The 12,962-nt window shown below is 67.4% G+C and carries 13 protein-coding genes; 10 read left to right on the top strand and 3 right to left on the bottom strand.

Annotated features, from left to right (window positions below):
• Positions 1-78: 78 nt before the first annotated feature.
• The 8 genes from PHLH3_RS18145 (at position 79) to PHLH3_RS18110 (ending at position 7,706) form a co-directional block, all read left to right on the top strand.
• The gene (locus tag PHLH3_RS18145; RefSeq protein ID WP_213625240.1) at positions 79-1,428 is read left to right on the top strand and encodes a TolC family outer membrane protein; all 1,350 of its coding nucleotides are present in this window, start codon (positions 79-81) and stop codon (positions 1,426-1,428) included.
• Between the two features lie 37 nt (positions 1,429-1,465).
• Positions 1,466-3,622, top strand: coding sequence for a type I secretion system permease/ATPase (locus tag PHLH3_RS18140; protein WP_173177442.1), 2,157 nt, complete (start codon positions 1,466-1,468; stop codon positions 3,620-3,622).
• The gene (locus PHLH3_RS18135) at positions 3,612-4,973 is read left to right on the top strand and encodes an HlyD family type I secretion periplasmic adaptor subunit (protein WP_173177440.1); all 1,362 of its coding nucleotides are present in this window, start codon (positions 3,612-3,614) and stop codon (positions 4,971-4,973) included. Before PHLH3_RS18140 ends, PHLH3_RS18135 begins: the two co-directional genes overlap by 11 nt.
• Positions 4,974-5,103: 130 nt before the next feature.
• Complete coding sequence (locus tag PHLH3_RS18130) at positions 5,104-5,541, top strand: nucleoside deaminase (protein ID WP_213625239.1); 438 nt, start codon at positions 5,104-5,106, stop codon at positions 5,539-5,541.
• Positions 5,542-5,607: 66 nt separating this feature from the next.
• Positions 5,608-6,177: a hypothetical protein gene (locus tag PHLH3_RS18125; protein ID WP_213625238.1), complete on the top strand. Its 570-nt coding sequence runs from the start codon at positions 5,608-5,610 to the stop codon at positions 6,175-6,177.
• A gap of 2 nt (positions 6,178-6,179) precedes the next feature.
• Entirely contained in the window at positions 6,180-6,527 is a 348-nt protein-coding gene (locus PHLH3_RS18120; protein ID WP_213625237.1) for a hypothetical protein, read from the top strand.
• A gap of 3 nt (positions 6,528-6,530) precedes the next feature.
• Positions 6,531-6,767 (top strand): hypothetical protein, encoded by a 237-nt coding sequence (locus PHLH3_RS18115; RefSeq protein WP_213625236.1) that lies wholly within the window; start codon positions 6,531-6,533, stop codon positions 6,765-6,767.
• A gap of 450 nt (positions 6,768-7,217) precedes the next feature.
• Complete coding sequence (locus PHLH3_RS18110; protein WP_213625235.1) at positions 7,218-7,706, top strand: GFA family protein; 489 nt, start codon at positions 7,218-7,220, stop codon at positions 7,704-7,706.
• Here the strand turns inward: PHLH3_RS18110 and PHLH3_RS18105 are convergent, their stop codons facing one another.
• Together PHLH3_RS18105 and PHLH3_RS18100 are read right to left on the bottom strand one after the other, a co-directional pair.
• A complete protein-coding gene (locus PHLH3_RS18105; RefSeq protein ID WP_173177429.1) occupies positions 7,707-9,212 on the bottom strand; it encodes an MFS transporter in 1,506 nt (501 codons plus the stop codon).
• Positions 9,213-9,324: 112 nt separating this feature from the next.
• A complete protein-coding gene (locus PHLH3_RS18100; RefSeq protein ID WP_213625234.1) occupies positions 9,325-10,125 on the bottom strand; it encodes a PH domain-containing protein in 801 nt (266 codons plus the stop codon).
• Positions 10,126-10,423: 298 nt separating this feature from the next.
• Here PHLH3_RS18100 and PHLH3_RS18095 point away from each other — a divergent pair, with 298 nt between their 5' ends.
• Both PHLH3_RS18095 and PHLH3_RS18090 read left to right on the top strand, forming a co-directional pair.
• Entirely contained in the window at positions 10,424-11,296 is an 873-nt protein-coding gene (locus PHLH3_RS18095) for an RNA ligase family protein (RefSeq protein WP_213625233.1), read from the top strand.
• Positions 11,293-12,432, top strand: a complete 1,140-nt coding sequence (locus tag PHLH3_RS18090) for an AAA family ATPase (RefSeq protein WP_213625232.1) — start codon at positions 11,293-11,295, stop codon at positions 12,430-12,432. The genes PHLH3_RS18095 and PHLH3_RS18090 overlap by 4 nt, the downstream gene beginning before the upstream one ends.
• 12 nt (positions 12,433-12,444) lie before the next feature.
• Here PHLH3_RS18090 and PHLH3_RS18085 read toward each other — a convergent pair whose 3' ends face one another.
• On the bottom strand, positions 12,445-12,888 hold the full coding sequence (locus tag PHLH3_RS18085) for an SRPBCC domain-containing protein (protein WP_213625231.1): 444 nt from the start codon (positions 12,886-12,888) through the stop codon (positions 12,445-12,447).
• Positions 12,889-12,962: the final 74 nt, after the last annotated feature.

Genomic DNA, 12,962 nt, shown 5'->3' with positions numbered 1-12,962 from the left:
GAGGTTGATGCCAATTTCATGACGGTGATTTCGGCCTTCCAAATACTGTCTTCAACACTCTGATAAGGATGCCAACCCATGCGTCTGCGTTTTGCTTGTGTCGTGCCTTTCGCCCTTGCTGCAAGTCTCCCTGTTCATGCCCAGACGCTTTCCGAAGCCATGCAGCGCGCATTGGATGTCCATCCCGAAGTCCAGGCCGGAATCAACAGCCGCATGTCCGCCGACTACCAGTTGAAGGCCGCCAAGGGCGGTTACCTGCCCAGGGTCGACCTGCTGGGCGGCTATGGTCGTGAAGGCTCGGACAACACCACCACCCGCGGCCAGGGCGACCACTGGAAGACCATGACCCGTGGCGAATCGTCGCTGCGCCTGCAACAGATGGTCTTCGACGGCTTCGCCACCTCCAACGAGGTCGCCCGCCAGCAAGCCACAGTCAATTCCCGTGCCTACTCGCTGCTCGGTACGTCGGAAAGAACCGCGCTGGACGTCGCGCAGGTCTACATCGATGTGCTGCAGCGCGAGGAGATGGTCCGTCTCGCCGAAGCCAACCTGAAGAGCCACCAGCGCATCTATGACCAGATCAGCCTGCGCAGCAGCCGTGGCGTCGGTCGCCTGGCCGACCAGGACCAGGCCGAAGCGCGCCTGGCCCAGGCCCGCAACAACCTGATCACCGAGCAGACCAACCTGGCCGACGCCCGCACCAACTTCTACAGCGTAGTCGGCATCGATCCGGTCGACCTGAGCGAGCCGGCTGGCCTCGCCGGCCAACTCCCCGCCGACATCGCCGAAGCCCGCCAGACCCTGCTGGCCAACAGCCCGATCCTGCGTTCCGCCGAGTCCGACGTGGCGGCTGCCGAGAAGCAGTACGACGCGGCCAAGTCCTTCTTCTACCCGCGTTTCGACGCCGAGCTGTCCCGTGGCGCCGACAACGACCTGGACGGCCAGGACGGCCACGTCAACGAATGGCAGGCCATGCTGCGCATGCGCTACAACCTGTTCGCCGGCGGCAGCAACAAGGCCGACCTGGAATCCAAGGCCTACCAGATCAACCAGGCCCTGGACATCCGTAACAACGCCCTGCGCGTGCTCAACGAAGACCTCGGGCTGTCCATGAACGCCCTGGCCAACGCCCGTGAACAAATCCCGATCGCCCAGCAATACGTCGACTACAGTACCCGTGTGCGCGAGTCCTACCAGAAGCAGTTCAGCATCGGCGAACGCACCCTGCTGGACCTGCTGGACAGCGAGAACGAACTGTTCACCGCCTCCCGCCGTCTGGTGGAAATTCGCCACCTCGAACTGTTTACTCAGTACCGGATCAAGGCGACCATTGGCGAGCTGCTCAAGAGCCAGGGCGTCGTCGCGCCGATGGCTTCCGTCGTCCAGTCCGAACTCAAGCCCGAGGCGACCCTGCCGGGCCTGAACTGAGACTTCACCCGTCCCTGAAGAGAAAGAGTGTCCAAGCGTGGATCCAGAAGTCAGCCGAGCCCCCTTCAACAACGATCCACGCGGTCAGCTAGATGATCCACTCCTGGACAGCCTGCTTTCCCTCTGCCTGCAACACCAGCGGCCGGCCAGCCGGGCCATGCTCACTGCCGGGCTGCCGCTGCCCGGCCAACGCCTGACCCCCGAGTTGCTGCCCCGTGCGGCGGCCCGGGCGGGCCTGCAGGGGCGCCTGCTGCAACGCAAGCTGGAACAGATCCCGGCGATCGCGCTGCCGGCGCTGCTGCTGCTCAAGGAAGGGCGCTGCGCCCTGTTGCTGGCCTGGGAGGAGAACGGCGACGCGCGCCTGCTGCTCAGCGAAAGCGATGGCGGCGAAGTGCGGGTCAAGCGCGAGCTGCTGGCCCAGGACTATGCCGGCCAGTCCTTCTTCGCCCAGCCGCAGCACAAGTTCGACATCAACCACGGCAGCCTGATACCCCGGGCGCGCCACTGGTTCCGCGACACCCTCAAGCGTTCGCGCTGGCTCTATATAGATGCCGTGGCCGCCAGCCTGCTGATCAACCTGATCGGCCTCGGTGCGCCGTTGTTCGTCATGAACGTCTACGACCGCGTGGTGCCCAACCAGGCCGCCGCCACCCTCTGGGTGCTGGCCATCGGCATCTCCGGTGCCTACCTGTTCGACCTGCTGCTCAAGACCATGCGCGGGCTGTGCCTCGATCTCGCCGGCAAGAAGACCGACATGATCATCTCGGCCACCCTGTTCGAGCGCATCGTCGGCATGGCCATGAAGCACCGTCCCGCGCGGGTCGGCAGCTTTGCCCAGAACATCCACGAGTTCCAGTCGCTGCGGGACTTCCTCGCCTCGCTGACCATGACCAGCGTGATCGACCTGCCGTTCACCCTGCTGATCCTCCTGGTGATCGGCATCCTCGGCGGCCACCTGGTGTGGATCCCCGTGGTCGCCTTCGCCCTCGCGCTGACCATCGGCTGGCTGCTGCAGAAGCCCCTGGTGGAGACCATGGACCGCACCATGGCGCTCTCCGCCGAGCGCCAGTCCAGCCTGATCGAGACCCTGGCCGGCCTCGACGCGGTCAAGGTCAACAACGCCGAAAGCGAACGCCAGTACCTCTGGGAGCAGACCATCGGCACCCTCGGCCGCCTCGAGTTGCGGGTGAAGATGCTGTCCAGCCTGTCGCTCAACATCACCCTGCTGATCCAGCAGCTGGCCGGTGTGGTGATGATCGTCGCCGGCGTCTACCTGATCATCGCCGGCGACCTCAGCATGGGCGGCCTGATCGCCTGCTACATGCTCAACGGCCGCGCCCTCGGTCCGATGACCCAGCTTTCCGGGCTGATCACGCGCTACCAGCAGGCGCGCCTGACCATGCACTCGGTCAACCACATGATGGAACTGCCGCAGGAACGCCACGAGGACGAGCGTCCGCTGACGCGCCAGACCCTGCAGGGCGCCATCGAGATGCGCCAGCTCGAATTCACCTACCCGAACCAGCAGGCCCCGGCGCTCAGCAACATCAACCTGATCGTCCGCCCCGGCGAGAAGATCGGCATCGTCGGCCGCAGCGGCTCGGGCAAGAGCTCCCTGGCCAAGCTCATCGTCGGCCTCTACCAGCCCGATTCCGGCAGCCTGCTGATCGACGGCGTCGACGTGCGCCAGCTCGATGTCAGCGACCTGCGCCACAACATCGGCTACGTGCCCCAGGACATCCAGCTGCTGGCCGGCACCCTGCGCGACAACCTGGTTTCCGGCGCCCGCTACGTCGAGGACGAACTGGTGCTGCAGGCGGCCGAGCTGTCCGGCGTCCACGAATTCGTGCGCCTGCACCCGCAGGGCTACGAACTGCAGGTCGGCGAGCGCGGGCAGAACCTGTCCGGCGGCCAGCGGCAGAACGTCGCCCTGGCCCGCGCACTGCTGCTCGACCCGCCCATCCTGTTGCTGGACGAGCCCACCAGCTCCATGGACAACACCGGCGAGGAACGCCTCAAGCAGCGCCTCAACGCGGTGATCGCCAACAAGACCGTGCTGCTGGTCACCCACCGTGCCTCCATGCTTTCGCTGGTGGACCGCCTGCTGATCGTCGACAAGGGACAGATCATCGCCGACGGCCCGAAGGATGCCGTGATGGAAGCGCTGAAGAAGGGGCAGATCAGTGTCGCGTAAGTCTCCGCTCCACTCGCTGCTGGACTATTTCAAGGGGCGCGAAGACCTGTCCGGCCAGCCCCTGCCGGAAGTCAGCAAGGCGCTGGTCGAAGACGCGCCCCGCGTGGTGCGCCTGACCATCTGGACGCTGATCGGCTTCACCCTGTTCCTCGGCTTCTGGGCCCACTTCGCCGAGATCGACGAAGTCACCCGGGGCGAAGGCAAGGCCATTCCCTCGTCCAAGCTGCAGAAGATCTCCAACCTCGAAGGCGGCATCGTCTCCGAGATGTTCGTGCACGAAGGGCAGGTGGTCGAAGTGGGTGACCCGCTGTTGCGCCTGGACGCCACGCGCTTCCAGTCCAACGTCGGCGAGACCGATGCCGACCGCGTCGCCATGGCCCTGCGCGTCGAGCGCCTGAGCGCCGAAGTGGAGGGCCGCGAGCTGGCCATCGACGACACCCTGCGCGCCAAGGCCCCCGGCCAGGCGCAGAGCGAGGAAGCGCTGTTCCGCAGCCGCCAGCAACAGCTGCGCGACGAGGTCGCCGGCCTCGAGGAACAACTGGTACAGAAGCAGCAGGAACTGCGCGAGTTCGCCTCCAAGCAGGGCCAGTACCGCAACAGCCTGGAGCTGCTGCGCCAGGAGATCGCCATCTCCGAACCCCTGGTGGCCGACGGCGCGATCTCCAAGGTCGAAGTGCTGCGCCTGCGTCGCGCCGAGGTGGAGAACCGTGGCCAGCTCGAAGCCACCAACCTGGCCATTCCCCGCGCCGAGTCGGCGATCAAGGAAGTGGAGCAGAAGATCGCCGAGACCCGCTCGCGCTTCCGCAGCGAGGCGCTCACCCAGCTCAACGAGGCACGCACCGACCTGAGCAAGGCCGAGGCCACCGGCAAGGCACTGGAGGACCGGGTCAACCGCACCCTGGTCACCTCCCCGGTGCGCGGCATCGTCAAGCAACTGCTGGTCAACACCATCGGCGGGGTGATCCAGCCGGGCAGCGACCTGGTGGAAATCGTGCCGCTGGACGACACCCTGCTGGTGGAGGCGCGCATCCGGCCCCAGGACATCGCCTTCCTCCACCCCGGGCAGAAGGCCATGGTCAAGTTCACCGCCTACGACTACACCATCTACGGCGGCCTGCAGGCCGACCTGGAGCAGATCGGCGCGGACACCATCACCGACGAGGACGGCAACAGCTTCTACCTGATCAAGCTGCGCACCCGCAAAAGCCACCTGGGCAGCGACGATAAACCGTTGCTGATCATCCCCGGCATGGTCGCCTCGGTGGACATCATGACCGGCAAGAAGAGCATCCTCAGCTACCTGCTCAAGCCCATCATCCGCGCCCGCGCCGAGGCCCTGCGCGAGCGCTGATGCCCGCACGCCGTGCCGATTCCGGCACGGCGCACCCGGCCTCGCCACATCCCGTCACGCGCCAGTGGACAGCCCGCCGGCCATCTCGTAGCGTTCGCTCCATCGCCGCAATCGCGCAAGGAGCATCACCATGGACGCATTCATGCAGGCCGCCATCGACGAAGCCCGCCAGGGGCTTGCCGAGGGCGGCATCCCCATCGGTTCGGTCATCGTCCACAAGGGCCGCATCATCGGTCGCGGCCACAACCGCCGGGTCCAGGAAGGCAGCGCCATCCGCCATGGCGAGATGGACGCCTTCGAGAACGCCGGCCGCCAACCCGCCAGCGTCTACCGCGAGTCGGTGCTCTACACCACGCTGTCGCCGTGCTCCATGTGCAGCGGCGCGATCCTCCTCTACGGCATCCCGCGCATCATCGTCGGCGAGAACCGCACCTTCCTCGGCGAGGAAGAACTGCTGCGCTCCCGCGGCGTCGAGGTCGAGGTGCTGCAGGACGAAACCTGTATCGCCCTGATGGAGGACTTCATCGAGGCCCGCCCGGAACTCTGGAACGAAGACATCGGCGAATAGCCCCGCCCGGTACAAGGACGTACGCATGCCACACACGCCCCTCCCGGCCAGCCGTCGGTGCCGGCCATGAGTGCTTCCCGATGCTCCGTCCTCGTTGCGTTGCGCACGTTCTGCTACCTGGTGTTCGGGGTGCTCACGGCCCTGCCGCTGGCGCTGCTCTCCCTGCTGTTGCCCTGGCAGGGGCACCTGCTCTCGGCGTTTCTGCTGCTGGGCGCCTGGGCCGGCACCGCCGGCCTGGTGCGTGCGCTGGTGATCGAGCCGGCCAGGGCCTCGCTGCCGGGCAACCTGATCACCTGCGCGCTGCTGCTGATCGGCATACGCACCCTGTTGTTCGGGCTGCTGCTCGACCCGGGCCAGGAAAGCCTGCGCCAGGGCGACCCGGACCCGACGTTCGACCTGCGCATGTTGGGCCTGCTGGCGATGTTCTACGGGCCGATACTGGTCGCCCTGCATTACCTGGCACGCGTGGCCAGGGCCTTCTACCGCAACGCCGATTGCCAGGGCCTGCGCCTGCTCGCCGGCCTGGCTTTCTTCATCGTGCTCCTCCCGCAACTGCTCAAGCTCGCCTGGCCGACGCTGCTCCCCGTGATCATGCAGGCCACCGGACTCCCCACACTCCTGCCAACCGGGGATTGACCATGAAGCCCGCATCGCTCGCCCTGCTGCTCGCCACGCTGCTGCTCGCCGCCAACGCCAGCGCCGCCGATTACCGACTCGACGACCTCTACGGCCCCTGGTGCCTCAAGGGCCTGGCCCCGACCCAGGATGGCGAACGCGAACCCGACAACTCCACCTACGACTTCACACGCGAGGGCACCCTCGACTACAGCATGGGCGGCTTCACCCAGAGCGGTGCCTATCGCGTAGAGGGCGACACCATCAGCACCGAGGGCATGGGCAACTACAGCATCGTCTCCATCGGCGAACGGGAAATGGTGTTGCGCTACATGGGCTACTTCTTCTTCCAGCGCGGGGCGTGCGAGTAAGGCATGGACGAGATTTTGGGTGGGGTGATACGGGTTATCGGCTGGCTTCTCCGTGCAGTCCTCGAAGTGCTGGTGGAGGGGGTGCTGTTCTGGATGGGTTGGCCTTTCGTGAAAGCCTTCACGCTCGGCCGCTACCCACGGGGGCGCTTCCTGGATGACATGTCCGAATCCGCCTGGGTCTCTGCCGTCGGGCTGCTGGTCTGCGTACTCGCCCTGCTGCTGGCAATGTGGCTGTTGTAGGTCGGGTGTAACCCGATAGCCCCAGCACGGAGTCATGCCGGGCGTAGGGTGGAAGACGCTCTTTTCATCCACCAGGCGGTGCTGCCGGGAAGCACGCAAGGTGGACCGGTGAAGCGTGGTCCACCCTACACATGAGCCCAGTCCCGAGCCACCGCGCCAACCGGGGCGTAGGGTGGATGGCGCTTCTTTCATCCACCAATGGCGGTGCGCCCGGGCTGTGAGGGTGGGTCTCGCTACGCTTCACCATTTCGCGAATGAATTCGCTCCTACGATCGGCGTTGTGCCTGGCCAGGAGCGCTGCGCGCTCCTTGGCGACTGAAGTCGCCCCTACAGGCTACGTAGCCGCTGCAGGTCGGGTGCAACCCGACGGCTCACCCGACGAACTGCCCCGTGCAAAACCGCGATAGGCCTGTCCAGATGCCCTGAACCCATTCGACCCGGGAGGTCGTCATGCACCTGGAAGGTTCCTGCCACTGCCAAGCCGTGGCCTTCAGCCTCGACAGCGCCCATCCCTATCCCTACCAGCGCTGCTATTGCTCCATCTGCCGCAAGACCCAGGGCGGGGGCGGCTATGCCATCAACCTGTCCGCTGACGCGAAGAGCCTCAGGGTCACCGGGCGCAAGCACATCGGCGTCTATCACGCGCGGCTCAAGGAAGAGGGCGACGCACGGGCTCACGCCAGCACCGCCGAGCGACATTTCTGCACGCTGTGCGGCTCCGGGCTGTGGCTGTTCAGCCCACAGTGGCCGGAGTTGATCCATCCCTTCGCCTCGGCCATCGACACGCCCTTGCCGTTGCCGCCGGAGCACACCCACCTGATGCTCGGCTCGAAAGCCGACTGGGTGGAGGTTGAGGCCGGCGCCAGGGACCAGCGCTTCGATCTCTACCCGCAGGAATCCATCGCCCAGTGGCACCAGCGCCTGGGCCTGGAGCGCTGATCAGGCCGTGCGCGGCTCGGCGTCCACCTGCGACAGGGGCGCCGCCACGCTTTCCAGCGGCTGGCGTTCCGCCGCCACGCCCCAGAAGGCCTGCACCAGGCCGGCGCCGATCATCAGGGCGGCGCCGATCAGGTAGCCGATGAACACGTTGCTGCGTTCCGCGCTCTCGATCAGCTGGCCGAACAGCAGCGGGCCGATGATGCCGCCCAGGCCGGTGCCGAAGGCATAGAACACGGCGATGGCCAGGGCGCGGATCTCCAGCGGGAAGGTCTCCGCCACCGTCAGGTAGGCCGAGCTTGCCGCCGCCGAGGCGAAGAAGAAGATCACCATCCAGGCGATGGTCTGCTGGGTGGCGTCGAGCATCTCCTGCTGGAACAGGTAGCCGCTGAGCGTCAGCAGCACGCCGGAGATGACGTAGGTGCCGCTGATCATCACCCGCCGCCCCACGTGGTCGAACAGCCGGCCGAGCAGCAGCGGCCCGCAGAAGTTGCCGAGGGCGAAGGGCAGGATGTACCAGCCCACGTTCTCGCTGGGCACGTCGTAGAAATCGGTCAGCACCAGGGCGTAGGTGAAGAAGATGGCGTTGTAGAAGAACGCCTGGCTGGTGAGCAGGCTCAGGCCCACGATGGCGCGGCGCCGGTGCACGTTGAACAGCGTATGGAACACCTCGCTCAGGGGCGTGTGGTCGCGGCCGCGCAGGCGCATCTTCGGCAAGTGATCGACGCTGGAAAGCGCGTGGCCCTCGCGGCGGAAGCGCGCCTCGATGTCGTCGATGATCGCCAGGGCCTCCTGCGGCCGGTTGTGGATCATCAGCCAGCGCGGGCTTTCCGGCAGCCACAGGCGCATCAGCAGGATCACCAGGCCCAGCGCCGCGCCGATGCCGAAGCACAGCCGCCAGCCCATGTCGCCGCCGAGGATGTCCGGGTCCAGCAGGATGACCGAGCCCACCGCGCCCAGGGCCGCGCCGACCCAGAAGGTGCCGTTGATGCCCAGGTCCACCCAGCCCCGGAAGCGCGCCGGGGTGAACTCCTGGATGGTCGAATTGATGGCCGAGTACTCGCCGCCGATGCCGGCCCCGGTGAGGAAGCGGAACAGCATGAAGCTCCACATGTTCCAGGCGAAGGCGGTGGCGGCGGTGGCGCTGATGTACACGGCCAGGGTGAGGAAGAACATCTTGCGCCGGCCGATGCGGTCGGTGAGCCAGCCGAAGAACAGTGCGCCGAGCACCGCGCCGGCGATGTACATGCCGCCGGCCAGGCCCACCTCGGCATTGGTCAGGTGCAGCGCCGGGCTGTCCTTGAGCGCGCCAGCCACGGAGCCGGCGAGGGTCACCTCCAGGCCGTCGAGCAGCCAGGTGATGCCCAGCGCCATCACCAGCAGCGTGTGGAAGCGGCCCCAGGGCAGGCGGTCCAGGCGCGCGGGCAGGTCGGTCTCGTAGCAGCGCGGGTCATCGCCTGTGGCCGCGCGTTCCCGGGCGGCATCGGCGGGCAGGGTGGTCGAGTTCATCGCAGGCTCCCTTGATCTTGTTGTTGCAGGCCGTGGGCCTGGCCATTGATCAAGAGAGCGCCGGGGTTGGCGGGGAGTTCAGGTTGTTTGCCGGCCGGCGCGGGGCGGTTGGTTACAGGCTGCTGAGGACCTTGGCTTTCGCGCTTTCGTACTCGGCGGCAGAAAGCTTGCCCGCGTCGAACTGCTTCTTCGCCTCGGCCATGCCCTTGGCCAGCTTGTCGGCGCTGGCGGAGGCGGTCGCCGGATTCATCAGCTTGGCCATGCCGGCCAGTGCGCCGAGATCCCCCTTGCCCTGGAAGGAGAAGGAGTCGCCTTCATCCACTGTGGTCTCGACGGTGGTGCGCGGTGAGCCTACGGTCGTGCGGCTCACCGTGCCGGGCGTCGCGCCGGAGAAGGCCGCGGAAAAGAGCGCGTCGAAGGCCGGGGTTCCCGGCATCGCGGCGCCCGGGATGGCCGCAGCCCCCGGGGCAGCCGGGCCGCCCGTGCTACCCGGAAGGCCGATGAAGCCGAGCCCCGAGCGCTCCTCCATGCCGCGGACGCGGTTCTTCTCCCGCCATTCCTGTTCCTGCTGCTGGCAGTAGACGTACAGGGCGCGGGCGCTCACCGGCTCCAGGCCGTCGATGCGCACCAGGGTGCCGTTGTACAGGCGCAGGCTCAGCACGGCGCCGAACAGGCCCGGCAGCAGGTTCTCGTCGATGGCGGCGTCCTGCAGGTCCTGCCAGCGGATGTCGTGCATGCGGTAGCCGCCGAACGTGCGGCGGATGAAGATCACCAGGCGCATGTTGGTGGCGACCACGATCTCCCGGCGGTGCTTCAAGGCCTTCAGGCGCAGCTGGTGCGAGCTCTGGATGATGGTCTCGTCGCCGAGCAGCAGGGATTTGAGGGTGGTGAGGGCGGCCTCGATCCGGTCCATGGGCATGCATTCCTGGGGCAGTGGGGTGGCGGCAGAGTGCCAGCTGTCGAAGCGCCGGGCAAGCGCCCTGCGACGCACTTCGCACGGCCTTCTTGACAGCGCGCGTACGGCGGGTTTTCAATGCGCGCCTTTCCGATCCACCCCTCCATCCAAGTGGTGAAGCCAATGCCCCGCGCCAGCCAACACGCCTGACACCGACGACGGTTCATCGAGCCCTGTTGCTGGCCGCCCCTGGGTGGCTTCCACTGATTCCCCGCGATGCACGTCGTCGGTTTTCCCTTTTTCACAGGAGAAGACCATGACGGATCATTCCTGCGCCCATGCGCACAATCTCGAGCTGTTCAAATACCCGAGGACCCCGCACCTCGAATCCTCGCGCCTGCAGATCGGTGACAGCGACGCCGACCAACTGGCCTACCGCGAGCTCGCCGGCTGCCACCTGGTGGTGGAAGAGAAGCTCGACGGCGCCAACGCCGCCATCAGCTTCTCGGCCGGCGGCGAGCTGCTGCTGCAGTCCCGCGGCCACTACCTGATCGGCGGCGGCCGCGAGCGCCAGTTCAGCCAGTTCAAGCAGTGGGCCCGGGCCCACGAGCACCGGCTGCTGGAGCGGCTGGAGGACCGCTACGTGCTGTTCGGCGAGGTGTGCAGCAAGCTGCATTCGGTGTTCTACGACCGGCTGCCGCACCTGTTCCTCGAGTTCGACATCTGGGACCGCCAGCAGCGGGCCTTCCTCTCCACCCGGGCGCGGCGCGCGTTGCTGGCCGGCAGCCCGGTGCTGTCGGTGCCGGTGCTCCACGAGGGCCCGCCGCCGCCTCGCCTGGCGGACCTGCTGAAGCTGGTGCGGCCTTCCCTGGCGCGCTCCGCCGGCTGGCGCGACGCGTTCGTCGACACCGTGCGGCGCGAGGGGCTGGACCTGGCCCGCGCCCAGGCCAACAGCGATCGCTCCGAGCTGATGGAAGGGCTGTACCTGAAGATCGAGAGCCCCGAACACACCCTGGGCCGGGTCAAGTGGGTACGCCCGGACTTCGTCCAGGCCATCCTCGATTCCGGCATCCACCATTCCCAGCAGCCGTTCATCCCCAACCTGCTGGCTCCGGGCGTCGATCTCTACGCCCCCGAGCCGGTGGTGACCTGGGCCGACCTGGCTGCCACACAAGGACGACACGAATGAACATGGAACGACTGCGGGCCCTGGTGCCCGCCCCCGGCAGCGCGGCGGACTTCGACGCCTGCCTGGCGCTGATCCCGGCGCTGGGCGAGTTGGCCTGCACCCCGCAGGACCCGGTCTACCACGCCGAAGGCGATGTCTGGACCCACACCAGGATGGTGGTCGAGGCGCTGCTGGAGCAGGGCGCCTACGCCACGGCGGACGCCGACGAACGCTTCGTGCTGTTCTTCGCCGCCCTGCTGCACGACATCGCCAAGCCGGCGACCACGGTGATAGACGAGGCCACCGGCAAGATCGGCCAGCCCGGCCATTCGCGGCGCGGGGCCATCGACGCGCGCATCCTGCTGTGGCGCGCCGGCGTGCCCTTCGCCCTGCGCGAGCGCATCTGCCGGATCATCGCCGTGCACCAGCTGCCGTTCTTCGCCCTGGCAGGGGACAAGAGCGGGCGCTCGGCGGAGTTCATCCTGCACAAGCTGTCCTGGGAGCTGCCGGTGTGGATGCTCTGCGCCGTGGCGCGGGCCGACATGCAGGGCCGCGACTATGTCGGCAAGCAGGCGCTGCTGGACGATATCGAACTGGTCGAGCAACTGGCCGAGGAAGAGGGCTGCCTGCGCGGGCCCAGGGCTTTCGTCGACGCGCACACGCGGGTGCGCTATTTCCGGGGGGCGCGGGTGCTGCCGGACTATCCCCTGCACCGCGAGGTCCAGGGCTCCGAGGTGATCGTCCTGTCCGGGCTGCCGGCCAGCGGCAAGAACTCCTGGCAGGCGAAACACAAGCCGGACCTGCCGGTGATCTCCTACGACGACGCGCGCGAGGCGCTGGGCCTGCGTCATGGGCAGAACGAGGGCGCCGCCGCGCACTTCGCCATCGACCAGGCCAAGGCGCTGCTGCGCGAGCGCCGGCCCTTCGTGTGGAACGCCACGCACCTGTCGGCGCAGATGCGCAAGAAGACCCTCGACCTGCTCTACGCCTACGACGCCCGCGTGCAGCTGGTGTACCTGGAGGCCAGCGAAGCGGAGATACGCCGGCGCAACACCCGGCGCGACAGCAGCCTGCGCAACCAGGACATCGCGCGGATGCTGTTCAAGTGGGAGGTGCCGCTGCCCACCGAGGCCGAGGAGGTGATCTACCCCGGCTGAGGTGGCGCCGCGTCAGGGGGTGTCGAGGGCGCGGGCCAGGTGGCCGAGGATCATGTTCCAGCCGTCGCGGGTGGCGGAGGCGTAGTGGGCCCAGGCGGGCCGCATCGCGTGCTCCAGCAGCAGTTCGCAGCCTTCGGCCAGCGGGGTGAAGGCGAGGCTGATGCGGTCGCGGGAAGGGTCGTTGCGGTCGATGCCGAAGGTGAACACCAGGCGTGTCGGCCGCTCGATCTCCAGGTACTCGCCCAGGTGCTCGGCGTCCTCCCCGCCACGCCGCTCGATGATGCGGTAGCTGCCCGCCACCCGGGCGTCGATGTCCACCACGCGCATCTCGCCATCCGCCGTGGCGAACAGGAAGCGCGAGGCGATCGCCGGGTCGAGCCAGGCGTCGAACACCTGCTCGGCGCTCTGGCGGAAGCGCCGCGTGACGCTGATGGTGGTGGGGGCCGCTTCGGTCATCGGGTGGCTCCTGGACCTGGGGTTGTCGTGTTGGACCGCCTCACGCGCTCCGGGTGCCGGCGGTGTCGGCGACG

Origin of the sequence: Pseudomonas sp. Pc102, from assembly GCF_018408275.1 — a bacterium.
GTDB classification, from domain to species: domain Bacteria; phylum Pseudomonadota; class Gammaproteobacteria; order Pseudomonadales; family Pseudomonadaceae; genus Metapseudomonas; species Metapseudomonas tohonis.
This window is presented reverse-complemented; position numbering and strand designations above follow the sequence as displayed.